22 protein-coding genes are annotated in these 23,326 nt (G+C 64.4%); 10 read left to right on the plus strand and 12 right to left on the minus strand.

Annotation, left to right across the window (positions count from 1 at the left end; translation table 11 throughout):
- Positions 1-21 precede the first annotated feature (21 nt).
- From lepB to WH367_RS04635, 9 genes are all read left to right on the plus strand, one after another.
- A complete protein-coding gene (lepB, locus tag WH367_RS04595) occupies positions 22-990 on the plus strand; it encodes a signal peptidase I (RefSeq protein ID WP_021026426.1) in 969 nt (322 codons plus the stop codon).
- Positions 991-1,015: 25 nt separating this feature from the next.
- On the plus strand, positions 1,016-1,384 hold the full coding sequence (locus tag WH367_RS04600; protein ID WP_043339557.1) for a DUF4845 domain-containing protein: 369 nt from the start codon (positions 1,016-1,018) through the stop codon (positions 1,382-1,384).
- Entirely contained in the window at positions 1,385-2,068 is a 684-nt protein-coding gene (gene rnc / locus WH367_RS04605) for a ribonuclease III (RefSeq protein WP_027010793.1), read from the plus strand.
- A gap of 100 nt (positions 2,069-2,168) precedes the next feature.
- Positions 2,169-3,161: a GTPase Era gene (gene era / locus WH367_RS04610; RefSeq protein ID WP_021026429.1), complete on the plus strand. Its 993-nt coding sequence runs from the start codon at positions 2,169-2,171 to the stop codon at positions 3,159-3,161.
- A gap of 114 nt (positions 3,162-3,275) precedes the next feature.
- Positions 3,276-4,037, plus strand: coding sequence for a DNA repair protein RecO (gene recO, locus WH367_RS04615; protein ID WP_339534488.1), 762 nt, complete (start codon positions 3,276-3,278; stop codon positions 4,035-4,037).
- A complete protein-coding gene (locus WH367_RS04620) occupies positions 4,034-4,804 on the plus strand; it encodes a pyridoxine 5'-phosphate synthase (protein ID WP_339534490.1) in 771 nt (256 codons plus the stop codon). The genes recO and WH367_RS04620 overlap by 4 nt, the downstream gene beginning before the upstream one ends.
- 24 nt (positions 4,805-4,828) lie before the next feature.
- Positions 4,829-5,221, plus strand: coding sequence for a holo-ACP synthase (gene acpS, locus WH367_RS04625; protein WP_021026432.1), 393 nt, complete (start codon positions 4,829-4,831; stop codon positions 5,219-5,221).
- A gap of 56 nt (positions 5,222-5,277) precedes the next feature.
- Entirely contained in the window at positions 5,278-6,363 is a 1,086-nt protein-coding gene (gene nagZ, locus WH367_RS04630; protein WP_339517433.1) for a beta-N-acetylhexosaminidase, read from the plus strand.
- A 90-nt stretch (positions 6,364-6,453) separates the two neighbouring features.
- A complete protein-coding gene (locus WH367_RS04635; RefSeq protein WP_339534492.1) occupies positions 6,454-8,211 on the plus strand; it encodes an ABC transporter ATP-binding protein/permease in 1,758 nt (585 codons plus the stop codon).
- Positions 8,212-8,313: 102 nt separating this feature from the next.
- Here the strand turns inward: WH367_RS04635 and WH367_RS04640 are convergent, their stop codons facing one another.
- The 4 genes from WH367_RS04640 to lysS all read right to left on the minus strand — a co-directional run bounded on the left by WH367_RS04640 (position 8,314) and on the right by lysS (position 11,990).
- Complete coding sequence (locus tag WH367_RS04640; RefSeq protein ID WP_021026435.1) at positions 8,314-8,487, minus strand: DUF1328 domain-containing protein; 174 nt, start codon at positions 8,485-8,487, stop codon at positions 8,314-8,316.
- A gap of 127 nt (positions 8,488-8,614) precedes the next feature.
- A complete protein-coding gene (locus WH367_RS04645; RefSeq protein WP_021026436.1) occupies positions 8,615-9,238 on the minus strand; it encodes a mechanosensitive ion channel family protein in 624 nt (207 codons plus the stop codon).
- A gap of 90 nt (positions 9,239-9,328) precedes the next feature.
- Entirely contained in the window at positions 9,329-10,342 is a 1,014-nt protein-coding gene (locus WH367_RS04650) for a hypothetical protein (protein WP_339534494.1), read from the minus strand.
- Positions 10,343-10,448: 106 nt separating this feature from the next.
- A complete protein-coding gene (gene lysS, locus WH367_RS04655; protein WP_312990286.1) occupies positions 10,449-11,990 on the minus strand; it encodes a lysine--tRNA ligase in 1,542 nt (513 codons plus the stop codon).
- Positions 11,991-12,243: 253 nt separating this feature from the next.
- Between lysS and WH367_RS04660 the strand changes: the two genes are divergently transcribed.
- Positions 12,244-12,801 (plus strand): YggT family protein, encoded by a 558-nt coding sequence (locus tag WH367_RS04660; RefSeq protein ID WP_021026439.1) that lies wholly within the window; start codon positions 12,244-12,246, stop codon positions 12,799-12,801.
- A 103-nt stretch (positions 12,802-12,904) separates the two neighbouring features.
- On the opposite strand, the gene accD is transcribed toward WH367_RS04660, so the two are convergent.
- The 8 genes from accD to leuB form a co-directional block, all read right to left on the minus strand.
- Positions 12,905-13,777 (minus strand): acetyl-CoA carboxylase, carboxyltransferase subunit beta, encoded by an 873-nt coding sequence (gene accD, locus WH367_RS04665; RefSeq protein ID WP_339517440.1) that lies wholly within the window; start codon positions 13,775-13,777, stop codon positions 12,905-12,907.
- A gap of 60 nt (positions 13,778-13,837) precedes the next feature.
- Positions 13,838-14,647, minus strand: a complete 810-nt coding sequence (gene trpA, locus WH367_RS04670; protein WP_339517441.1) for a tryptophan synthase subunit alpha — start codon at positions 14,645-14,647, stop codon at positions 13,838-13,840.
- A complete protein-coding gene (trpB, locus tag WH367_RS04675; protein WP_021026442.1) occupies positions 14,644-15,912 on the minus strand; it encodes a tryptophan synthase subunit beta in 1,269 nt (422 codons plus the stop codon). Before trpB ends, trpA begins: the two co-directional genes overlap by 4 nt.
- Positions 15,905-16,627 (minus strand): phosphoribosylanthranilate isomerase, encoded by a 723-nt coding sequence (locus tag WH367_RS04680; RefSeq protein WP_339517444.1) that lies wholly within the window; start codon positions 16,625-16,627, stop codon positions 15,905-15,907. The genes trpB and WH367_RS04680 overlap by 8 nt, the downstream gene beginning before the upstream one ends.
- A gap of 22 nt (positions 16,628-16,649) precedes the next feature.
- Positions 16,650-17,468, minus strand: a complete 819-nt coding sequence (gene truA, locus WH367_RS04685; protein ID WP_027010797.1) for a tRNA pseudouridine(38-40) synthase TruA — start codon at positions 17,466-17,468, stop codon at positions 16,650-16,652.
- A gap of 80 nt (positions 17,469-17,548) precedes the next feature.
- The gene (locus tag WH367_RS04690) at positions 17,549-20,323 is read right to left on the minus strand and encodes a FimV/HubP family polar landmark protein (RefSeq protein WP_339534497.1); all 2,775 of its coding nucleotides are present in this window, start codon (positions 20,321-20,323) and stop codon (positions 17,549-17,551) included.
- Between the two features lie 335 nt (positions 20,324-20,658).
- Complete coding sequence (asd, locus tag WH367_RS04695) at positions 20,659-21,771, minus strand: aspartate-semialdehyde dehydrogenase (protein ID WP_339534498.1); 1,113 nt, start codon at positions 21,769-21,771, stop codon at positions 20,659-20,661.
- Between the two features lie 485 nt (positions 21,772-22,256).
- Positions 22,257-23,324: a 3-isopropylmalate dehydrogenase gene (gene leuB, locus WH367_RS04700; RefSeq protein ID WP_133855413.1), complete on the minus strand. Its 1,068-nt coding sequence runs from the start codon at positions 23,322-23,324 to the stop codon at positions 22,257-22,259.
- Positions 23,325-23,326 lie beyond the last annotated feature (2 nt).

Here is a 23,326-nt window from a genome sequence, read left to right on the forward strand (position 1 = left end):
GAAGAAGCCAAGAACAACGCTATGCAACTCCTGACAACACTGATTCTGGCCGCTTTTGTGGCCTATATGGGCGCCTGGTACAGCGGCGCCATCGAAGGCAATTTTGCACTGCTGCTGTTTTTGGCCACGGTGATCACCGGCGCCTACTGGCTGGCAGAGCGCTTTTACTTCTTCCCCCGGCGCCAGGCGGCCGCTGCCCAGCTCGAGGCCTCGGCGGCAGAGCGCCGCCGGCAGCTCGATGCCCAGGGCATCACCAAGGTCGACGGCGACGATGTGCAAGAGGGCAAGACGCGTCTCCTGATGCAGCCCTGGTGGCTGGACTGGACCGCGGGCCTCTTCCCGGTGATCGCCGTGGTCTTCATCCTGCGCTCCTTCCTGTTCGAGCCCTTCAAGATTCCTTCGGGCTCGATGATTCCCACCTTGCAGGTGGGCGACCTGATCCTGGTCAACAAGTTCACCTATGGGGTGCGCCTGCCGGTGATCAACAAGAAGATCACCGAAGGCACGGCGCCCAAGCGCGGCGATGTGATGGTGTTCCGCTACCCGCCGCAGCCGAGCATGGACTACATCAAGCGTGTGGTGGGTGTGCCCGGAGATGAGGTGGCCTACATCAACAAGCGCCTGACCATCAATGGCAAGGCGGTGCCGACGACCAACCAGCCCGATTACTTCGAGCAGGATGCGATGCGCTACTTCAAGCAGATTGAAGAGCAGCTGGGCGACAAGCCACACCGCTCCATCATCAACCCGGACGTGCCCAACTTCGTGCAGGGCGTGACGGACTTCAAGTACAAGGACAACTGCCGCTACAGCGTCGAGGGCGTGACCTGCAAGGTGCCCGAAGGCCATTACTTCATGATGGGCGACAACCGCGACAACTCGTTGGATTCCCGTTACTGGGGCTTTGTGCCGGATGCCAATATTGTCGGCCGGGCCTTCTTTGTCTGGATGAATTTCGGTAACATCAAGCGTATCGGACCGTTTAACTAAAAAAGTTTTCTAAGAGGGATTGACTATGCAGGCTATGAAACAAGCACCCCGGCAGCGCCAGCGCGGCATGTCGTTCATCGGTGTGGTGCTCTGGGGTTTCATCATCGTGGCCCTGGCCATTGTGGGCAGCAAGGCAGTCCCGATCGTGATCGAGAACATGAACATCAAGAAGGCCGCCGTCAAGGCGGCCCGCCAGGGCACGACGGTGCAGGAAGTGCGCGCCATCTATGAGCGCTCGCAGGCGATTGATGACATGACATCGGTCAATGCCAAGGATTTGGAAGTGACCAAAGACACGGACGGCAAGATTGTGGTGTCCTACAGCTACGAGCGGGACATCCCCTTGTACGGGCCAGCCTTTCTGGTCTTCCGTTTTAACGATAGTGTGAAGTAGGTGGAATCAGAACTCAGTCGATTGCAGGAACGCCTGCAGTATTCTTTTGCGAACGGTGCGTTGCTGCAGCGAGCGGTAACGCACCGTAGTTTTTGTGCGGATCACAATGAGCGCCTGGAGTTTCTGGGCGACTCGGTGCTGGGCCTGGCGGTATCGACGATGCTGTTCCAGAAGCTCAAGGGCACCCCGGAGGGCGAGCTCTCGCGCATGCGCGCCAACCTGGTCAAGCAAGACACCTTGCACCAGATTGCGCTGCGCCTGCAGCTGGCCAAGGTGCTGCGCCTGGGCGAAGGCGAGTCCAAATCGGGCGGGCGTGAGCGCCCCTCGATCCTCGCCGATGCGGTCGAGGCGATTATTGGAGCGGTTTACTTGGATGCCGGCTACACGCAGGCCGAGGCGATCGTGCATCATCTCTATGAGCGTGTCGAAATCTCGCAGCACATGCCCGCCGCATCCAAGGATGCCAAGACGGCGCTGCAGGAGTGGCTGCAGGCACGCAAGAAATCGGTGCCGGAGTACGTGGTGACCGGCACAACCGGGGCTGCGCATGCGCAGACCTTCCATGTCGACTGTGTGGTGCCGGCCTTCCAGGCCCGCAGCGAAGGCGCTGGCGCATCGCGCCGTGCGGCCGAGCAGGCGGCAGCCGCCATCATGTTGCAACAACTGCAGACCCAGCATCGCTAAGCTTTTTATGACCTCGAAAAAAACCCCATCTCCAAGCGCTGCTGGCCAAGACCCTGCAGAGCTGTTGCCTTCGGGCCAGACCCTCTCTGACCTGGACGCGATGCTCGCGGCCGCCAAGCCAGGAGCCACCGTGGCCCGCGTCAGCGCCCCCGATGCCGGCCAGACCGAGGCGCCCGCCGCACCCGCAGCACCTACCGGCCCGCAGCGCTGCGGCCTGATTGCCATCGTCGGCAAGCCCAATGTGGGCAAGTCCACGTTGATGAATGCGCTGGTCGGCCAGAAGATCTCGATCACCTCGCGCAAGGCGCAGACCACGCGCCACCGCATCACCGGTATCCGCACGAAGGACAACACCCAGTTTGTGTTTGTCGATACGCCGGGCTTTCAGACCCGCCACTCGCGCGCCTTGAACAAGTCGCTCAACAAGACGGTGATGGGCGCCATCGGCGATGTCGACCTGATCCTGTTTGTGGTGGAAGCGGGCAGTTTCACCTTGGCCGACGCCAAGGTGCTGTCGCTGTTCAAGCCCGGCATTCCCACCTTGCTGATTGCCAACAAGCTCGACACCGTGCACCGCCGCCATGAGATTGCGCCCTGGCTGCGCGACATGCAGGAGCGCCATCCCTTTGCCGAGTTCGTGCCGATGTCGGCCAAGAACAAGGGCGATATCGAGCGCCTGTTCGGCATCTGCGAAAAGTACCTGCCCGAGCAGGCCTGGTTCTACGGACCGGAAGAGCTGACCGACCGCAGCGAGAAGTTTCTCGCGTCCGAGACCGTGCGCGAAAAGCTTTTCCGTTTTACCGGCGATGAGCTGCCCTATACCTCGACGGTGGTTATTGACAAGTTCGACGAGGAGCCCAGCAAGACGCATGGCCGCTTCATGCGCATTGCAGCGACCATTGTTGTCGAGCGCGATGGCCACAAGGCCATGGTGATTGGCGAAAAGGGCGAAAAGCTCAAGCGCATCAGCACCGAGGCACGCCAGGAGCTGGAAAAGCTGCTTAACGCCAAGGTGTTCCTGGAGGTCTGGGTCAAGGTCAAGTCCGGCTGGGCCGATGACGAGGCCCGGGTCAAGTCCTTCGGCTACGAATAAGCGCCAAGGGGCGCAACACCGGCGCACCGCCTGCTGTGCCCGGTTGGCGCCCAGCGCCTGGTACCTGACCTCTTCTGTGGCCCCAACGGGGTCACGTACTGCACCCCCTGAGCCATGGCTGTCAAGCGCGTCAACGAGGAACCGGCCTATATCCTGCACCGGTACGACTGGAGCGAATCCAGCCTGGTGCTGGAATGCTTTACCCGGCACCGGGGACGCGTGGCCCTGGTCGCCAAGGGCGTTAAAAAACCCACCTCCAACTTTAGGCCGGTGCTGCTGGCCTTGCAGCCGCTGCGCCTGTCCTGGGGCATCGCGGGCGAGGGGGCCTCGGACATCCACACGCTCAAAAGCGCCGAGTGGTTCGGCGGCCACACGATGCCGGTGGGCGCGGGCCTGCTCTCGGGCCTGTACCTCAATGAGCTGCTGATGCGGCTGCTGGCGCGCGAAGACCCGTTTGCCAACCTGTTCGACATCTATGCCGGTGTGGTGCGGGTGCTGGCCACCGACCATGGGGAGGTGCTCGAGCCCGTGCTGCGCGCCTTTGAGCTGCTGCTGCTGCGCGAGCTGGGGCTGCTGCCATCGCTGGCGGCGCAAACGCTGTCGCTGCAGCCGCTCCAGCCCGCCACGCGCTATGTGCTGGTGCCCGATGCCGGCCTGCGCGAGGCCCATGGGCAGGACAGGGCGGGGCTCAGCGGTGCACAATGGGAGGACTTGGAGCAAGCGCTGTCCGCTGCAAACCCCTATCCTGCGGTGCTCAGGGCTTGCGTGTTGTGCGCCGCAGAGTTAAAAGTTCAGTTGCGTACGCTGCTGCAACACCATTGTGGTCAGCCGGTATTGCGTACGCGCCAGTTGATGATGGATATCCAATCACTATGACTACCCCCGTGAAAACTGCCCTGTCTATCAACCTCAACAAGGTGGCACTGGTGCGTAACACCCGCCACCTGGATATCCCCAGCGTGACGCGCGCGGCACGTCTGTGCCTGGAAGCGGGCGCGCAGGGGATCACCGTGCACCCGCGGCCGGACGAGCGCCATATCCGCCCGGGCGATGTGGAGCGGCTGGCCGATGTGATCGCCACCTGGCCGGTCAAGCGTGAGTACAACATCGAAGGCAATCCTTTCCAGAATCTGATGACCTACGTGCGCCAGTACCGTCCGCACCAGGCCACCTTTGTGCCCGATGGCGAAGACCAGTTCACCAGCGACCATGGCTGGAGCTTTCCGCAAGACGCCGAGCGCCTCAAGCCGCTGGTGGACGAGTGCAAGGCACTGGGCGTGCGCGTGAGCCTGTTCATGGACCCGATCCCCGAGCAGATGGCCGCTGCCAAGGCGGTGGGCGCCGACCGCGTCGAGCTCTACACCGAGCCCTATGCGGCCGCCTTTGGCACGCCCGAGCAAAGTGTGCAGCTGGCGCGCTATGTGGCCGCAGCCAAGGCGGCGCAGGCCGTGGGCCTGGGCGTCAATGCCGGCCATGACCTGAGCCTGCGCAACCTCACCCCCTTTGTGACCCATGTGCCCCAGGTGCTGGAAGTGTCGATCGGCCACGCCTTTGTCACCGATGCGCTGGAGATGGGCTACGCCGAAGCCGTGCGTGCCTACCGCCGCTCGCTCGACGCCCGCGCCGATGGCGTGCTGCTGTAATGGCACGCTCAGGTCTGTGACAGCATGATCTACGGTATTGGCACCGACATCTGCGATATCCGCCGCATCCGCGCTACGTTGGAGCGCCAGGGCGAGCGCTTTGCCCACAAGGTGCTGGCCGAGGGCGAGCTGGCCGTCTGGCGCCGCCGCAGCGAGCGCTGGCCTGACCGGGGCGTGCGCTACATGGCCACGCGCTTTTCGGCCAAGGAGGCCTTCAGCAAGGCCGTGGGCCTGGGCATGCGCATGCCGATGACCTGGCGCAATTGCGAGGTCATCAATCTGCCCAGCGGCAAGCCGGGCATCCGGCTGCATGGCGAGCTGGCCACCTGGTTTGAGGCGCAAGGGCTGACGGCCCATATCACCGTGACCGACGAGGTCGACTATGCCGCGAGCTTTTGCGTCGTCGAAAAGCTCTGATTCCCGCTCCCCCGGGCCCTGCCAGGGCCCGTTTTTGAATTGTCCGCATCCCTCCCATGCACGCTCCTCTGATCATTGATATCGCCGGCAAGGCCCTGACCGATGCCGACCGCGCCCGCCTGGCCCACCCGCTTGTGGGCGGCATCATCCTGTTTGCCCGCAACTGGGAGAGCCGCTCGGCGCTGGTGCAGCTGTGCGCGCAGATCAAGGCCATCAAGCCGGATTTGCTCATTTGTGTGGACCACGAGGGCGGGCGCGTGCAGCGCTTCCGTACCGATGGCTTCACGCACCTGCCATCGATGCGGCATTTTGGCCAGATGTGGATGGACGACGGCCAGGGCCGCCAACACCGCCCGGGCAGCGGCGCGATGCGGGCGATGAATGCCGCTACCGCAGCGGGCTATGTGCTGGGTGCCGAGCTGCGCGCCTGCGCGGTGGATTTCAGCTTTACCCCGGTGCTCGATCTGGACTATGGCGAAAGCTCGGTCATCGGTGACCGCAGCTTTCACCGCGACCCGCGCGTGGTGGCGATGCTGGCCAAGAGCCTCATGCATGGCCTGCTGCAGGCGGGCATGGGCAACTGCGGCAAGCATTTTCCTGGTCACGGTTTTGTCAAAGCCGACTCGCATGTGGATATTCCCGTCGATGGGCGCAGCCTGAGCGCCATCCTGGCCGAGGATGCCGCGCCTTACCCCTGGCTCAGCAGCGTGCTGACGGCCGTGATGCCCGCCCATGTCATCTACCCCAAGGTGGACAAGCGCCCGGCTGGCTTTAGCGAGAAATGGCTCAAGGATGTGCTGCGTACGCGCCTGCGCTATGACGGTGCGATCTTCAGCGACGACCTGAGCATGGAGGGCGCGCGCCGCATCAATGGCAGCTTGATCAGCTACACCGAGGCGGCGCTGGCGGCCTTGTCTGCCGGCTGCGACATGGTGCTGCTCTGCAACCAGAGCCTGGGCCTGGGCGCCCATGTGGATGAGCTGCTGGACGGCATGGACGACGCGCTGCGCAGCGGCCGCTGGCAGCCCGACGAGGATTCGGAATCGCGCCGCCTGGCGCTGCTGCCCGAGACCGTGCCCCAGCCCTGGGATGAGCTGATGCGCCAGCCCGCCTACCAGGACGCGCTGGACCTGCTCGGCTGAGCTCCCGCGTGGCTGGCTGCGGCGGCGGTTTAAGCCTCGCCTCAGCCCCGTCCTCTAGATTGCTCTTATCCCCTAGATGGCTGAGAGCATATGCCCCTTCACAACCCCTTGCGCCGCGTGGCGCTGGCTGGCCGCGAGGCCCTGGCGCTGACGCGGCCCTATTTTGTCTCCGAGGACAAGCTCCGCGCTTGGGGCCTGCTGGCCGCCATCGTGGCGCTCAACCTGGCAGCGGTGTTCATGCTGGTGCAGATCAACAGCTGGAACCGGGTGTTCTACGATGCGCTGCAAAACAAGCAGGCCGATGTGTTCTGGCACCAGCTCTGGCGCTTTTTGTGGCTGGCGCTGGTCTACATCGTCATTGCGGTCTACAAGTTCTACCTCACCCAGCTGCTGCAGTGGCACTGGCGCCACTGGCTCACCGAGCACCTGCAAGGCCGCTGGCTGGCCCACAAGGCCTTCTACCGCATGGAGCTGGGCCGCTACAGCGGCAGCGAGCAGATGCCGGACAACCCCGACCAGCGCATCCAGGAAGACATCAACCTGTTCAGCAGCTACACCGTGGCGCTCAGCATGGGGCTCTTGAACGCCCTGGTCACCTTTGTCAGCTTTGTCGGCATCCTCTGGGGGCTGAGCGCGGCGATGGATCTCAGCCTGCCTGCCATGCTGGGCGGCGGAAGCCTGCATATCCCCGGCTTTATGGTCTGGATGGCCGTCGTGTACTGCCTGGTGGGCAGCGCCATTTCGCTGTGGCTGGGCAAGCCCCAGGTAGGCCTCAATATCGCGCAGCAGCGCCTGGAGGCCGACTACCGCCACCACATGGTCCGGGTGCGCGAGCATGCCGAGGCCATTGCGATGGACGGCGGTGAGCGGGTGGAAGGCGCGCAGCTGCGCCTGCGCTTTGGCGATGTGCTGGGCAACTACCTGCAGCTGATCCGCCAGCAGAAAAAGCTCGCCTGGTTCACCAATTTCTTTGGCCAGGCCGCTGTGGTGTTTCCCTTCATCATTGCCGCGCCGCGCTTTTTCAGCGGCGCCATCCAGCTGGGCCAGCTGATGCAGATTGCCTCGGCCTTCAACCAGGTGCAGGATTCGCTCAGCTGGATCGTCAACAACTACAGCGATATAGCGGCCTGGCGCGCCACCACGCGGCGTCTGGCGAGCTTTGAGGCCGGTCTGCAGGCCCAGGCCCAAGCCCAGGGCCCGTCGCTGGAGGCGGCCGACCATCTGCAAACCCAGGGCCTGCAGGTGGCGCTGCCGGGGGGCCGGGTGGTGATCGAGGATGCGGCCCTGCAGCTGGCCGCTGGCCAGGATGTGCTGATCAGCGGCCGCTCGGGCAGCGGCAAGTCGACCCTGCTGCGCAGCCTGGCCGGCATCTGGCCGTTTGCGCGCGGCCGGGTGCAGCGGCCGCTAGACAGCATGTTCATCGCGCAGCGCCCTTATTTTCCCGATGGCAGCCTGCGCCAGGCTTTGGCCTACCCGCAGCCTGCGAGTGACTATGGCGATGCCCAGCTGCAGGCGGCCTTGCGTGCAGCGCAGCTGGCGCCGTTGGTGGAGCGGCTCGATGAGGTGGCCGCCTGGAACGCCGTGCTCTCGGGCGGGGAGCAGCAGCGCCTGGCGATTGCGCGGGTCCTGCTCAAACGCCCCGCCTGGGTGTTTGCCGACGAGGCCACCAGTGCGCTGGACCAGGCGACCGAAGCCGAGGTCTATGCGCAGCTGCTGCAAATGGTGCGTGAGCGCGGTGGGTCTCTGGTGTCGGTTGCCCACCGCGACAGCGTACAGGCCTTCCATGGCGGGCGCTGGCAGCTCGATGCGGCGCAGCGGGCGGTGCTGCCGGCCTCTGCAGCGCGCTAGGCTGCACCGCCTTGGCGGTAGAGCCGGCTGCGATGGGCCAAAAAAATGCCTGCACAAGGCAGGCATGCAGGCATTTTTCAGCGCTGGCTGTGAAGGCAGAGGTCAGGCGACGGCGCCGACACCCAGCAGGGCGATGACCAGGAAGATCACCGTGATGGCGATAAAGATAAAGAACAGGATCTTTGCAATACCCGCTGCGCCCGAGGCAACACCGGTAAAGCCGAACACGCCGGCCAGCAACGAGATCACCGCAAAAATAATGGCCCACTTCAGCATCGAAAACCTCCTGTTGTCATGTGATGCTTTGATGTTAAGCACGGGGCCAGGGCACAGTCGTGGGCCGAAGATGTAAGTAGAGGTAGGCTGGCGCTGACAGTGGCTGATTTGCGGCTGCAAGCGCTCTTTAAGGCACCGATGGGGTCTGCGCTGGCTCTGCCGGGCTGGCCTCAGGCGGCTGCTGCGGTGGTGGATCGTCGGTCCAGCGGCGCACCACCTTTTGGAAGATATGGGTGTTGGGGATCTGCAGCACCACGCTCTGGCTGCGGTCGGCTGCAAAGTCCTCGATGGTGGTGTAGAGCATGTTGATATCGACCACCCGGCCCTTGGCACCGGGCTTGTCCAGGCCGTCGAGCACCTCGATATAGTCGCCCAGCCGGTAGGGCCGCACGGTGAAGATCAGCACCGCGCAGAAGAAGTTGGACAGCACGCTCCAAGCAGCGAAGAAGGCCACGGCGCCGACGGCCGCAAAGCCCGAGAACGCCGTCCACAGCACGGTGGCGCTGACCCCCAGGCGCTCCAGAATCAACAGGCAGGTGCCGCCAATGATGAGCCAGCGCACGAGGCCCTTGATCGGCACGGCCAGCTCCAGCGGCCAGTGGTAGTGCTGGGCCATGCGGGTGATGAGCTTGCGGGTGACATAGTTGAGCGTGATGGACAGCAGCAGGATCAGGCTGATCTGCATGGCCGGCACGATGATGTCCACCCATTCGGTGGCCCAGTCAGGGATCAGGAGTTTGAGTCGGTTCATGGCAGGCGGGGGGAGCGCAGCGGGCGCCAAGGCAGCCCGTGGTGGTGGATGCGCCGATTATCGGCGACGAGGGCCGCGTTGGGGCCGCGTTCAGGCCAGCGGCAGCTGGCTTTCCTCGGCACGGCAGGCCTCGTCATGCCAATCGACCAGCGCCTGGATATCCATCGCGATGCGGGCCTGGCCCAGCTGCGCGACGAAGCGGCAGGCGCTGTACTGCGCCGCTTGCTTGTCGTAGACATGCGTCCAGTCTGCGCGCGCTGCCAGCTGGTTGGCCGCGACGGGCCAGCGCCGCACCTGGGGGCTGGGGCCGGACAGGCCCATGCGCCAGGGCTTGCCGGTGACGCGGGCGCGAAAGCACTGCTGCTGCAGGCACAGGCGCTGGTAGATCGGATCAACCTGCAACGCAGAGAACAGCGCCTGCACCGCGCCGTCCGTGGGCGCCATGGCCTGGTGGGTGACGATGATGCGCAGCCCCTTGGGCGTGCTGTAAACGCGCAGGCCCCAGTCGGGGTGCTGCTGGCTAAAGGCGGTGACCCGCTCCAGCGCCAGCTGCCGGGGATCGGCGCTGCCAGCCTGCTTTTGGCGCAGGTTCAGCAAACGCCGGAGCCACAGCGCGAGCACGACCACGGCGCCGGCCAGCACCGCCACGGCGGGCAGCACGCCGCCCTGCGCAAAGATGACAAAGCAGGCCGCCAGCGCAAAGACTGCCGCGATCAGCAGCGGTGCCGCGCTGGGGGGCGCTGGTTGCGGCGGGAAGTCCATGTCGGCAATGGCGACATCGGGGGTGTTGAGGCAGTGCGCGCCGTAGCTGTTGCGCGTCATCACCGCCCGGCCGCGCTGGCCCAGAATCTCTTCGCGGATGGGGGTCTGGCCGTTCAGCCCATATTCCCCCAGCCGCTCCATGCGCTGAAAGCGGGCATCGAGGTTGCGCGCCTGCGGGGCGCTGAGCACCTGGTCGAGCGCGGCCTGGGCGCGCTGCTGGGCATGGGCTTGCGCGGCATCGGGGCTCTGGTCGGACCAGCCCCAGCGTTGGACGGTGGCGCCATGGCGCGGGCTGGTCTCATGGCGCAGGCGCGCTTGCGCCCAGTAACGGGGTATCTGCATGCAGGCCAGTATATCGGCGGCGGCTGGCCATGAAAAAGCGGCACAGGCTCTGGGCAGAACCTGTGCCGCTGGGCGCTGCTGGCAGGCCGGGGGCCTGCGGGGCGCCTTATTGCTCCCGGCGCAGCGCGGGGAACAGGATGATGTCGCGGATGCTGGCGCTGTCGGTCAGCAGCATCATGAAGCGGTCGATACCGATGCCGCAGCCGCCGGTGGGGGGCATGCCGTACTCGAGCGCGCGCACAAAGTCGTGGTCGTAGTACATGGCTTCGTCATCGCCGCCATCCTTGGCTGCAACCTGGGCGTTGAAGCGCGCGGCCTGGTCTTCGGCATCGTTCAGCTCCGAGAAGCCGTTGCCGAATTCGCGGCCGGTGATGTAGAGCTCAAAGCGCTCGGTCACTTCGGGGCGGTCATCGTTGGCGCGGGCCAGCGGGCTGATCTCGGTCGGGTGCTCCATGATGAAGGTGGGGTTCCAGAGCTTGTCCTCGACCACTTCCTCGAAGTACAGCACCTGCAGGCTGGCCAGGGTGCGGCCCGCCAGCTTGTCCTTCTCTTCCTTCATGCCCAGCTTCTTCAGGGCATTGGTGAGCCATTCGCGGTTGCCCACGTTCTCGCCGGCATCGGTGTACTTGACGATGGCTTCGGTGATCGTCAGGCGCTCGAAAGGCTTGGCCAGGTCCACCGGCTTGCCGCCATAGGTCAGCTCCAGGGTGCCCACGGCCTTCATCGCTGCGTCGCGGATCAGCGCTTCGGTGTAGTCCATCAGATCGCGGTAGTTCCAGTAGGCCGCGTAGAACTCCATCATCGTGAACTCGGGGTTGTGGCGCACCGAGACCCCTTCATTGCGGAAGTTGCGGTTGATCTCGAACACGCGCTCGAAGCCGCCCACGATCAGGCGCTTGAGGTAGAGCTCAGGGGCGATGCGCAGGTACATCTCCTGGTCCAGCGCATTGTGGTGGGTGATGAAGGGCTTGGCATTGGCACCACCGGGGATGGGGTGCAGCATGGGGGTTTCGACTTCGAGGAAGCCGTGCTCGACCATGAACTCGCGGATGCCGGAGACCGCCTTGGAGCGGGCCACAAAGCGCTTGCGGGCGTCTTCGTCGGTCATCAGATCGACATAGCGCTGGCGCACCTTCTGCTCCAGATCGGCCATGCCGTGGAACTTGTCGGGCATGGGGCGCAGGCTCTTGGTGAGCATGCGGATCTTGGTCACCTTGATCGACAGCTCGCCGGTCTTGGTCTTCATCAACTGGCCTTCGGCACCGATGATGTCGCCCAGATCCCACTTCTTGAAATCGGCGTACAGCTCTTCGCCCACCGCATCGCGGGTGACGTAGAGCTGGATGCGGCCGGTGGCATCTTGCACAGTGGCAAAGCTGGCCTTGCCCATCACGCGCTTGAGCATCATGCGGCCGCCGACGCTGACGGTCAGCGCGGCAGCGTCCAGATCGGCGGCGTCCTTCTCGGCGTGGGCCGCAATCAGGTCGGCTGCGCGGTCGGCGGGCTTGAAGTCATTGGGGAAAGCCACACCTTTGCCTTGGCGCTGTGCTTCGCGCAGGGCTTTGAGTTTTTCGCGGCGCTCGGCAATCAGTTGGTTTTCGTCGTGCGCAACCGGCGCGGTCTCGGGAGTGGTGTGGTTTTCAGACATGAAGAGGCCAGCATTGCGCTGGTAAACGGCCAAAACCTGTCATTTTAAGATTTTTAGCGTGCCCCGTGCCGGCAAAAGCCGTAGTGTCCGACTGCTGCGCCGCTTTTCGTCCCTGGCGCGCAGGGGGATTTGCTGGCGCCAGCCTGGGCTGCGGCCCTAGAATAATAGCCTCAAGCCCTTTGTTATTGGCCTGCCAGCTTCATTTTTAATAGCAAATTCGCATTCTCGGGATGGCTCCCGACTGGAAACACCGATGCTTTTTCAAATCCTGTCCCTGCTGCTCAATATCGCAGGTGGTCTGCTGACCGGCGCCTGCCTGCTGCGCTGGTACATGCAGTACCAGCGCGTCTCCTTCAACAACCCGCTGGGGCAGCTGGTGCTGGCGCTGACCAGCTGGATGGTGCTGCCCTTGCGCAGGATCACCAAGGGCCTGCCCGGCGGTGACTGGGCCAGCATTCTGGGTGCCTGGCTGGTGCAGGTGGTCCAGTTTGTGCTGCTGTGGCTGGTCGCGGGCGGCCTGACATCGCTGTTGTCGGTGCTGGTGGTGGCCACCATTGGCGTGGCCAATATCGCCATCTCCACGATGGTGGTGGTGACCCTGGTGCATGCCGTGCTCTCCTGGCTGTCTTCGGGCAATGCGGTGATGAATGCCGTGTTCTACCAGCTCACCGCGCCGCTGCTGCGCCCCTTGCGCAAGGTCATTCCACTGATTGGCGGGGTCGATCTGTCGCCCATCGTGCTGCTGGTGGGCTTGCAGATCATCTCCATCATGCTGGCCCATCTGCAATCCCGGCTGCTGATGGCCGTGTGATGTGACCCTTGGGGCGCCAAGCCCGGACGCAAAAAACCGCCTAGGGCGGTTTTTTTTATGAGGATTCGCGGCCCCCAGCGAACCGCTGGGGTAGCGAGGCCGATCAGGCCACTGCGTCAGCCGGCAGGCGCTGCAGCATGGCCAGGCTGCTGGCAATGCGGTCGCGCAGCTCGCGGCGGTCGACAATCATGTCCACGCCACCCTTTTGCTGCAGGAACTCGGCGCGCTGGAAGCCTTCGGGCAACTTGACGCGCACGGTGTTCTCGATCACGCGCGGGCCGGCAAAGCCGATCAGCGCCTTGGGTTCGGCCATGACGATATCGCCCATGAAAGCGAAACCGGCAGACACGCCGCCCATGGTCGGATCAGTCAGCACGCTGATGTAGGGCAGGCCCTTCTTGGCAAAGCGGGTCAGCGCGGCATTGGTCTTGGCCATCTGCATCAGGCTGAGCAGGCCTTCCTGCATGCGCGCGCCACCGGTGGCGGTAAAGCACACAAACGGCACCTTTTGCTCGATGGCGGTTTCGACGCCGCGCACAAAGCGCTCGCCGACGACCGAGCCCATCGAGCCGCCCATGAATTCAAACTCGAAGCAGGCGACCACCAGGTTGATGCTCTTGACCGAGCCACCCATGACGACCAGTGCATCGGTCTCGCCGGTGTTTTCCAGCGCTTCCTTGAGGCGTTCTGGGTACTTGCGGCTGTCCTTGAACTTCAGCGCATCGACGGGCAGCACTTCCTGGCCAATCTCGTAGCGGCCTTCGGCGTCGAGGAACTGGTTCAAGCGCGAGCGCGCCGACATGCGGTGGTGGTGGCTGCACTTGGGGCAGACATTGAAGTTGTGCTCCAGGTCGGCCTTGTACAGCACGGCTTCGCATGCAGGGCACTTGATCCACAGACCTTCGGGCATCTGGCGACGCTCGGCCGGGTCGGTGTGCTGGATCTTGGCGGGTAACAGTTTCTCTAGCCAGGACATGGTTGTTTTCCTTTGCTCTCGCACTCAAGGGGCTGCGCACGGCGCAGCCCAGGAGGCGCATTATGCGTCAAGCGCCTTGCGGATGCCACGCAAAAAATCGGAGACCAGCGCCACGACTTTTTCGTGCGGCTGGTTTTCGATCAGCTGGATGATGCGGGTGCCGATCACCACGGCATCGGCCACCTTGCCGATGGCCTGGGCCGTTTGCGCATCGCGAATGCCAAAGCCTACGCCGACAGGGATGTGCACATGCTGGCGGATTTGCGGCAGCATCGCTTCGACGGCACCGGTATCGAGCGTGCCCGCACCGGTGACGCCCTTGAGCGAGACGTAGTACACATAGCCACTGGCCACGCGTGCGACTTGCTGCATGCGCTCTTGCGTGGAGGTGGGCGCCAGCAGGAAGATCAGGTCCATGCCATGCGCGCGCAGATCGGCCGCAAAGGCTTCGCATTCTTCGGGCGGGTAGTCTACCACCAGCAGGCCATCGACTCCGGCGGCAGCGGCATCGCGCACAAAGGCGCCCTTGCCGTGCACCTGGTCATAGCGCTCGACCGGGTTGGCGTAACCCATCAGCACCACGGGGGTGCTGTTGTCCTTGACGCGGAACTCGGCCACCATGGCCAGCACCTGCTTCATGCCAATGCCCAGCGACAGGGCTTTTTCTCCGGCCTTCTGGATGACGATGCCGTCGGCCATCGGGTCCGAGAAGGGCACGCCCAGCTCGATCACATTGGCGCCCGCATCGACCATGCCATGCATCAGCGCAGGCGTGATGTCGGCAAACGGAAAGCCGGCGGTGACATAGGGGATCAAGGCCTTGCGGCCGGCCAGCTTCAGCTGGTCAAAAGTTGCGGCGATACGGCTCATTTGGTGTAGCTTCCCTTGACGGCCACGCCGCGGCTGGAGGGTTGGGCATAAAAGTCGACGCCCGAGAGATCGGCCACGGTGCCAATGTCCTTGTCGCCCCGGCCCGACAGGCTCACGAGGATGGACTGGTCGGCGCGCATGGTCTTGGCCAGCTTCATCGCATAGGCCACGGCGTGGCTCGATTCCAGCGCCGGGATGATGCCCTCGGTATGGCAGAGGTAGTGGAAAGCGTCGAGCGCCTCCTGGTCGGTGATGCCGACATACTGGGCGCGGCCGATTTCCTGCAGCCAGGCGTGCTCGGGGCCCACGCCGGGGTAGTCGAGACCTGCGCTGATCGAATGGGTTTCGGTGATCTGGCCGTTGTCGTCCTGCAGGATGAACGTACGGTTGCCATGCAGCACGCCTGAGGAGCCGCGCTGCAGCGACGCCGAGTGCTTGCCGCTGTCCAGGCCTTCGCCGGCCGCTTCCACGCCGATCAGGCGCGTGTTCTCATAGGGGATATAGGGGTAGAAGATGCCCATGGCATTGCTGCCGCCACCCACACAGGCGATCACCGCATCGGGCTGCTCGGCAGCCATGTTCTGTTCCTTGAACAGCGCCGGCATTTGGGTCAGGCACTCATTGCCGATCACGCTCTGGAAATCGCGCACCATCATCGGGTAGGGGTGGGGGCCGGCGACGGTGCCGATGATGTAGAAGGTGTTGTCCACATTGGCAACCCAGTCGCGCATCGCTTCGTTGAGCGCGTCCTTCAAGGTCTTGCTGCCTGACTCGACCGGCACCACGGTGGCGCCCAAGAGCTTCATGCGGTAGACGTTCGGGCTTTGACGGCGCACATCTTCGCTGCCCATATAGACCACGCATTCGAGGCCATAGCGGGCGCAGATCGTGGCCGTCGCCACGCCATGCTGGCCGGCGCCGGTCTCGGCAATGATGCGCGGCTTGCCCATGCGCTTGGCGAGCATGGCCTGGCCGATCACATTGTTGATCTTGTGGGCGCCGGTGTGGTTGAGGTCCTCGCGCTTGAGGTAGATCTGCGCGCCACCCATCTCGCGCGACATGCGCGCAGCGTGGTAGACGGGCGAGGGGCGGCCGACATAGTGGGCCAGCTCGTACTGGAATTCGCGCAGGAACTCCGGATCGTTCTGGTACTTGTCATAGGCCTCGCGCAGCTCGACCAGGGCGTGGGTCAGGGTTTCGCTGGCAAAGCTGCCGCCATAGGGGCCGAAATGGCCCGCGGTATCGGGTTGCTGGTATTCAAACATGGAAGGGATTCTTGGCAAGTAGTGTGTCAGCGGCACGCACGGCTGCGACAAACTGTTGGATTTTTTCGGCGTCCTTGGTGCCCTTGATGGTCTTGCCATCGGCACCGGTCATCTCAACGCCCGAGCTCACATCCACCGCGAGCGAGATGCAGCGCGGTCTGACTTGCACAATGCCATCGGTCACGTTTGCAGGCGTGAGTCCACCAGACAAAACGAGATGAGAGGCTACGTTTGTTGGAAGCAGTGACCAATTGAATGCTTTGCCGCCGCCGCCGAACCCCTCGACATGGGCGTCGAGCAGGATGGCCTTGGCGTGTGAATATCGATGGGCGTATTCTACGAGGTCGAACTGCACCGCAGCGTCGCCAAGGGGTATGCGTGCGGCGCGCAAAAAGCTGCGCTCGCCGCCGCCGGTTGACGCCAGGCATTGCTCCGGGCTCTCGTCACCATGGAACTGGGCGATGGCGCCGGGCACGCGGGCGCAGGCGGCCATCACCTGGGCTGGGGTCTCGTTGACAAACAGCAGCACCGGCGTCACAAAGGCGGGCAGGCGGCGGGCCAGCTCGGCGGCGCGCTCAGCGGTCACGGCCCGGGGGCTGGCGGGGTAGAGCACAAAGCCGATGGCATCGGCGCCGGCGGCCACGGCCGCGTCCACATCCTGTTCGCGGGTCAGGCCACAGATCTTGATGCGGGTGCGGCCCGCGCTTGCTTGCATGGCGGTCAATGGAGCTCCTTGTTCAGGCAAACCAGTCAAACGAGATGGCCTCGCTGGGCAGGCCCCAGTGCGCATCGTACTGGGGGCCCAGAAAGTACAGGCCATCGGGGGAGAAGGTGGGGGCGGCGGTCTCGCGGCTGCGCGCGTCGAGCACCTCTTGCATCCATTCTGGCGGCTTGGTGCCCTGGCCAATCACGACCAGGCAGCCCATGATATTGCGGATCATGTGGTGCAAGAAGGCGCTGCCCTGGAAATCAAAGCGCCAGTAGCAGGACGGCACGCCATCGCGCGAGGCACTGGGGCGCTGCGCGCTGCGGCCAATATTGATCGCATACAAGGTCTTGACGGGCGACTTGGCCTGGCAGCCGGCGGCGCGAAACGAGGAGAAATCATGCTCGCCCAGCAGGTACTGCACCGCGCGCTCCATGGCCTGCAGATCCAGCGGCTGGAACACCCAGCCGACCCGGCCATGCTCCACGCTGGGGCGCACCGGCGACTGCAGCAAGGCATAGCCATAGCGGCGCGAGGTGGCGCAGGCGCGGCTGTGGAAGGCATCGGGCACGCTGCGCGCCCATTGCACGGCAATGTCCTTGGGCAAGAAGGTGTTGGTGCCACGCACCCAGGAGGCTTCGGTGCGCTCGACAGGGGCGTCGAAATGCACCACCTGCATGAGGCCGTGCACACCGGCATCGGTGCGGCCAGCGCAAATGGTGGAGAGGGGGGAGGCGGCAAAGCGGCTCAGCGCCGCTTCAAGATGGTCTTGGACAGTATTGCCGCTGGGCTGGCTTTGCCAGCCCTGGTAGGCCTGTCCGTTATAGGTGATGCCCAGGGCGATTCGCATGGCGCCATCATAAGGCTGCCGGCCCACCCGGCCATGAAAAAGCCCCGCAGAGCGGGGCTGGTGCCGGGAGCGGCTGCGGTTCAGCGGCTTTGGTCCAGCAGGCGCTGGGCCTGGGCCTTGACGGTGGCGCTGGACGACTCGGCCATGACTTCTTCGGCCAGCGAGCGCGCGCCTTCCTTGTCGCCGATGGCCAGGAATTCCTGGGCCAGGGTCAGCTTGGTGGCCAGCGGATCGCTGTCATCGATCTCCAGACCGGCCATGTCATCGGCCAGGGTGACCGGATGGGTGTGGTCTGGCTCGCCGCTGCTGGGCAGGTCCAGCGACAGCGAGGTCATGTCAAAGTCCATCGTCGGCATGCTCTTGTCGCCAATGGGCATCTGCGCCGTGCTTTGGCTGTCGAAGTCGCTCAGCTGGAAGTCGAGCGAACCCGGCTGGGTCTCCAGGCTCTGCGCGGCGCTGTGGCTGGCACTGGGCGAGAGCTCGGACGGAATGCTCAGCGCTTCGGCCAGCTGGCGGTCAAAGTCTTCCATCGAAAGCGCAGGCTTGCCAGCAGCAGGCGCCAGTGCTTCGAAAGCCAGGCCCGCATCAGCGGCCGGCGCAGCTGGCGCGGCCACCGGGGCAGCAGGCGCTGCCGGTGCCTGGAACTGCGAGGCGGCATCCGGGGTTTCGGTCAGCTGGCTGCTCATCGCGAAATCCAGACCGGTGGAGGGGCTGAATGCGCTGGCAGGGCTGGAGGCCGCCATCGTCGTGGGTGGCAGCGTGTTCTCGAAAGGAATCGGCTCAGCGCGCGCAGCAGCGGCGGCGGCGGCCAGTGCGGCAGGCGTGGCAATCTCGGCCGCAGAAGGCACCGCAGCGGTGTTGTTCTGGTAGATCGGGTTGGCCGCGTCCAGCTCCTGGCCCAGCGCGGCGATGCGCAGCCAGTCGGGGCCGGTGCCACCGGTCAGCTGGCGGGCATCCTTGGCGATGCTCTCCAGCGCCAGGCGGTCCTTGCGCTTGGCGTAGATCTCGGCCAGCTTGGCATGCAGTGCGCTGCGCGTCGGGCTGGTGCGCAGCGCCTCCTTGAGGATTTCCTCGGCCTGCAGGTCACGGCCATAAGCCAGATAGACATCGGCTTCGGCCACCGGGTCGACATCGCCGGCATCGAGCTGGCTGGGGGTGTAGGCCAGCGAGGAGTTGCCGGTGGTCATCGCGCTCACCGAGGTGTCGATGTGCTGGCCACCGCTGGCGCCAAAGAACGAGTCCTGGGCCAGGCTGCTCTCGAGCACCGAGTCGGTCGCGGCGTTGACGCCTTCGTTGCGCTTTTTGTTGCGGTACCACAGGCCGCCGAGCAGCGCGAGGATGGCCAGGCCGCCCGCTGCGGGCAGCAGGGGGTTGTCCAGCAGCTCATCGACAAAGCTGGGTTCTTCGACCGGCGCAGGTGCCGGAGCGGGCTTGGGCTTGGGTGCGGCCGCAGGTGCCGGGGCTGGTGCTGCTGCAGGTGCTGCGGCGTCGCTGGCGCCAGCAGCAGGCGCTGGAGCCGGTGCAGTGGCGGGCGCTGCGGCCGGTGCCGGGGCCGTTACCGCAGGCGTAGCGGGTGCTGCAGGTGCAGGCGTGGCTGCTGCAGGTGCCGCAGCAGCCGGTGCGGCGGCAGGCGCACTGCCCGCGGCCGCTACGGTGGCGGTCGCTGCGGGTTTTCCGTCTGCGGGGGCTGCGGCCGATGCTGCGGTGGCTGCCGTGCCGGCAGCGGCTTGCTTGAGCTTGTTGAGCTCTTCGATGTTCTTGTTCAGCTCGGAGCTGCGCTCCTGGGCCGCATTGGCCTGCTGGGCGCTGGCGACGCTGGCTTCGGCCGACTTCGTGCCCTTGGCTGCTTCCTTGCTCAGCTTGAGCTGGTCCGGTGCCACGCTCTGGGGCTTCTTGTCGTCCACCGAGGCCTCGACCTTGCCGCTGGCAGCGCGCGTGTCGGTGGCGACCTGGGCCGGCGCTGCCTTGGCTGCGAGCTGGCTGCGGTAGCTGTTGAAGTCGCGGCTTTGTGCGGCCACCATCTGGCGCGCCTGGCGGGGCGATACCGCGCGGGCCTGCTCGGCCGTCGGCATGTTCAGCGTGACACCTGCCTTCATGCGGTTGACGTTGCCACCAACAAAGGCGTGCGGGTTGCTCTGGACCACGGCGATGAGCATCTGGTCGAGCGAGATATCAGCGGGCTTGTTTTGCGCGGCGATGCGGCCCAGCGTGTCGCCGCGTTGGGTGCGCACGCTGTCGCCACCGCTGTTGTTGCTGGCGGTGGCGGGAATATTGGCGCGTGCTGCGGGTGCAGGGCGCGGTGCAGCAGCGCTGCGGGCGGCGGGGGCCGGCGCTGGCGTGGCCGATGCCAGGGGCTCCTCGATCACGCGCACAGGCGGTGCCGGTGGGCGCGCGGCAGGGGCGGCGGCGCTCAGCTGCGGCGCCACCGTGACGGCGGGTTCGGGCTTGCGCAGGTTGGGCGGGTCGAACAGCATGGTGTAGCTGCGCACGACCTGGCCGGAATTCCAGTTGGCGTCGATCACATAGTCGACAAAGGGATCATTGACCGGACGCTGCGTGGTCAGCACGATCACGGCCGTGCCATTGGCGCGGCGCTGCAGCTGGGCGCGCACGCCACTGACCGTGCCCGAGTAGTCCATGCCCTGGGTGCGGAAGACCGCCGACGAGGCCGTCTTGACCTGCAAGGTGTCGGCCTCGGCATCGGTGATCTGCGGAACTTCGATTTCCGCGCGCAGGGGCTCGCCCAGCGCGGATTTCACATTGATCTTGCCCAGCGCGAGCGCTGATGCTTCCCCTGTGTACAGGCCAAAGGCTGCCATGGCGGCGGCAAGCGCAGTGATTTTCCAGCGATGCATAGTGCTATTTGATTGAATAGTAGAAGCGTGCGGGGTTGTTTTTGTACCCATGAGAAAGCCCTCCCCCTAAGACGCGAAATCGGTAATTATCAGTAAAAAGAACCTTAACAGTAATGTGTTGGAGTGACAAGTTAAGGAATGGGCATCTCATTTGATAGGGTGCTTGGGCTCACTCCGGTCGGTCTGATTGTTGTTCCAGAGCAACTTTTCAGAGGGAGGCTGCCGGGCAGACCCGGGCCTGGATCGTTAGCAAAAGCAGCAAGAAAAACACCTTCCGGCTGCTGGGGGCAGGCCCGGAAGGTGGGGTGGTTGGGCCGCTTATGCAACGGCCGGCATCAGGCCGCCAGCAGGATGCGCAGCATGCGGCGCAGCGGCTCGGCAGCGCCCCAGAGCAGCTGGTCGCCGATCACGAAGGCCGAGACGTACTCGGGGCCCATGTTCAGCTTGCGCACACGGCCCACGGCCACTTCCAGACCACCGGTCACCGCAGCGGGGGTCAGTTCCTTGACGGTCACGGCGCGCTCGTTGGGCACCCACTTGACCCAGTCATTGCCACCCTTGATCAGCGCTTCGATCTCGGCCAGCGGCAGGTCCTTGTTCAGCTTCAAGGTCAGCGCCAGGCTGTGGCAGCGCATCGCGCCAATGCGCACGCACAGGCCGTCGACGGGGATGGTGGCATCGGTGCCCAGGATCTTGTTGACCTCGGCCTGGCCCTTCCACTCTTCCTTGGACTGGCCATTGTCCAGCTGGGCATCGATCCAGGGGATCAGGCCGCCTGCCAAAGGAGCGCCGAAGAACTCGGTGGGCACATCGCTGCGGATGGTCTGGGCGACCTTGCGGTCGATCTCCAAAATGGCGGAGGCGGGCGTGGCCAGCTCATCGGCCACGGCAGCGTGCACCACGCCCATGCCCTTGAGCAGTTCGCGCATATGGTTGGCGCCACCGCCGGACGCGGCCTGGTAGGTCATCGACGAGACCCATTCGACCAGACCGGCGTTGAACAGGCCCGACAGGCCCATCAGCAAGATGGAGTTGGTGCAGTTGCCGCCAATCCAGTTCTTGCCGCCAGCGGCCAGCTTGCGCTGGATCAGTGCGTCATTGACGGGGTCGAGCACGATGACGGCATCGTCTTGCATGCGCAGCGAAGAGGCGGCATCGATCCAGTGGCCATTCCAGCCGGCAGCGCGGATCTGGGGGAAGACTTCCTTGGTGTAGTCGCCGCCTTGGCAGGTGATGATGATGTCGCACTTGGACAGCTCGGCAATGTCATTGGCATCCTTGAGCTGGGTGTGCACGGTCGCCATCGCAGGGGCCTTGCCGCCTGCGTTGGAGGTCGAGAAAAACACCGGCTCGATCAGCGCGAAGTCACCTTCGGCCTGCATGCGGTCCATCAACACCGAGCCGACCATGCCGCGCCAGCCCACCAAACCTACCAATTGCTTGCTCATAAAACGCCCTTGTGTACCTAAAGGAAATACCACGTGGGGCTGAGGGCCTGGCTCGTCGGCCAGGGGGAGGCGCACGACGAACCAGGCTGGATCAGCCGGTAATCTTCGTGGTGGTTGTGAATGTGTATGCGCGCGCAGCCATACCCGCCTCAATGGGGGTGATGGGGTTCAGCCATGAAATAGGGCAGTGCGCAGACATAGGAAGCTATTCTAGCGCCAAATTTTTAAACCTGTGCAGAAATTTTTATAAATTTCGAGTGCTGGCGCATCGAAGCGCATGCATATATGACGTTAAAAACTATTTTTCGACCATTTATGGTTTTTTAATTCATCGAAATGACTAAAGTGGAAAGCGCGCCGCGCTTCTGTCGTCGTTTTGTTGTTGAAGCGGGGTGTTTGCTTGCGCAGTACCAGCGATTCCATCCATCTGCAGGCGCAAAAAAGCGACCCGCAGGTCGCTCTTGGAGGCTTGTGTGGTCGGCTGCTTACAGCGCCGCCACCACGGCGTCGCCCATTTGCTGGGTGCCGACCTTGGTCGTGCCTTCGCTGTAGATATCGGGCGTGCGCAGGCCCTGGGCCAGCACCTTTTGCACGGCCGCTTCGATCTTCTGGGCAGCGGCTTCCTGGCCCAGGCTGAAGCGCAGCATCATCGCCGCCGACAGGATGGTGGCCAGCGGGTTGGCAACGCCCTTGCCGGCGATGTCCGGTGCCGAGCCGTGGCTGGGTTCGTACAGGCCTTGCTTCTTGTCGTTGAGACTGGCCGAGGGCAGCATGCCGATCGAGCCGGTCAGCATCGAGGCTTCGTCGCTCAGGATGTCGCCAAACATATTGCCGGTGACGACCACGTCAAAACGCTTGGGTTCCTTGACCAGCTGCATCGCGGCGTTGTCCACATACATGTGGTCCAGCTGCACATCGGGGTACTGCTTGCCCACTTCGGTCATCACATCCTTCCACAGCTGGAAGGTCTCCAGCACATTGGCCTTGTCCACGCTGGTCACGCGCTTGCTGCGCTTTTGCGCGGCCTGGAAGGCCACATGGCCGATGCGTTCGATCTCGGGGCGGGTGTAGCGCATGGTGTCGAAAGCTTCTTCGGCGCCGGGGAAGTGGCCGTCCGGTGCGCTGCGGCGGCCGCGTGGCTGGCCAAAATAGATGTCGCCAGTCAGCTCGCGGATGATCAGGATGTCGAGGCCGGACACCAGCTCTGGCTTCAAGCTGGAGGCGTGGGTCAGTTCCTTGTAGCAGATCGCGGGGCGGAAGTTGGCAAACAGGCCCAGTGCCTTGCGCAGGCCCAGGATCGCCTGCTCGGGGCGCAGTGCGCGCTCCAAAGTGTCGTACTTCCAGTCGCCCACGGCGCCAAACAGGATGGCGTCCGATGCCTTGGCCAGCTCCAGGGTGGCGGGGGGCAGCGGGTGGCCGGAGGCCTCATAGGCGGCGCCACCGACCGGTGCGCTTTGCAGGTGCAGGTCGAGCTTCAGGGCGTCGAGCACCTTCACGGCTTCTGCAACGATTTCTGGACCAATGCCGTCTCCGGGCAATACAGCGATTTTCATGG

The organism is Comamonas sp. MYb21 (assembly GCF_037479395.1).
Lineage (GTDB): Bacteria > Pseudomonadota > Gammaproteobacteria > Burkholderiales > Burkholderiaceae_C > Comamonas.

Excerpts from the sequence above, each read along its gene's own strand:
- WH367_RS04645 (WP_021026436.1), bottom strand. The coding sequence starts at position 9,238 with ATGAACCGACTCAAACTCCTGATCCCTGACTGGGCCACCGAATGGGTG.
- lepB (WP_021026426.1), top strand. The coding sequence starts at position 22 with ATGCAACTCCTGACAACACTGATTCTGGCCGCTTTTGTGGCCTATATG.
- WH367_RS04640 (WP_021026435.1), bottom strand. The coding sequence starts at position 8,487 with ATGCTGAAGTGGGCCATTATTTTTGCGGTGATCTCGTTGCTGGCCGGC.
- WH367_RS04600 (WP_043339557.1), top strand. The coding sequence starts at position 1,016 with ATGCAGGCTATGAAACAAGCACCCCGGCAGCGCCAGCGCGGCATGTCG.
- nagZ (WP_339517433.1), top strand. The coding sequence starts at position 5,278 with ATGCACGCTCCTCTGATCATTGATATCGCCGGCAAGGCCCTGACCGAT.
- WH367_RS04660 (WP_021026439.1), top strand. The coding sequence starts at position 12,244 with ATGCTTTTTCAAATCCTGTCCCTGCTGCTCAATATCGCAGGTGGTCTG.
- asd (WP_339534498.1), bottom strand. The coding sequence starts at position 21,771 with ATGAGCAAGCAATTGGTAGGTTTGGTGGGCTGGCGCGGCATGGTCGGC.
- WH367_RS04690 (WP_339534497.1), bottom strand. The coding sequence starts at position 20,323 with ATGCATCGCTGGAAAATCACTGCGCTTGCCGCCGCCATGGCAGCCTTT.
- trpB (WP_021026442.1), bottom strand. The coding sequence starts at position 15,912 with ATGTTTGAATACCAGCAACCCGATACCGCGGGCCATTTCGGCCCCTAT.
- WH367_RS04635 (WP_339534492.1), top strand. The coding sequence starts at position 6,454 with ATGCCCCTTCACAACCCCTTGCGCCGCGTGGCGCTGGCTGGCCGCGAG.
- trpA (WP_339517441.1), bottom strand. The coding sequence starts at position 14,647 with ATGAGCCGTATCGCCGCAACTTTTGACCAGCTGAAGCTGGCCGGCCGC.
- WH367_RS04680 (WP_339517444.1), bottom strand. The coding sequence starts at position 16,627 with ATGCAAGCAAGCGCGGGCCGCACCCGCATCAAGATCTGTGGCCTGACC.
- leuB (WP_133855413.1), bottom strand. The coding sequence starts at position 23,324 with ATGAAAATCGCTGTATTGCCCGGAGACGGCATTGGTCCAGAAATCGTT.
- WH367_RS04650 (WP_339534494.1), bottom strand. The coding sequence starts at position 10,342 with ATGCAGATACCCCGTTACTGGGCGCAAGCGCGCCTGCGCCATGAGACC.
- lysS (WP_312990286.1), bottom strand. The coding sequence starts at position 11,990 with ATGTCTGAAAACCACACCACTCCCGAGACCGCGCCGGTTGCGCACGAC.
- era (WP_021026429.1), top strand. The coding sequence starts at position 2,169 with ATGCTCGCGGCCGCCAAGCCAGGAGCCACCGTGGCCCGCGTCAGCGCC.
- accD (WP_339517440.1), bottom strand. The coding sequence starts at position 13,777 with ATGTCCTGGCTAGAGAAACTGTTACCCGCCAAGATCCAGCACACCGAC.
- truA (WP_027010797.1), bottom strand. The coding sequence starts at position 17,468 with ATGCGAATCGCCCTGGGCATCACCTATAACGGACAGGCCTACCAGGGC.
- acpS (WP_021026432.1), top strand. The coding sequence starts at position 4,829 with ATGATCTACGGTATTGGCACCGACATCTGCGATATCCGCCGCATCCGC.
- WH367_RS04620 (WP_339534490.1), top strand. The coding sequence starts at position 4,034 with ATGACTACCCCCGTGAAAACTGCCCTGTCTATCAACCTCAACAAGGTG.
- recO (WP_339534488.1), top strand. The coding sequence starts at position 3,276 with ATGGCTGTCAAGCGCGTCAACGAGGAACCGGCCTATATCCTGCACCGG.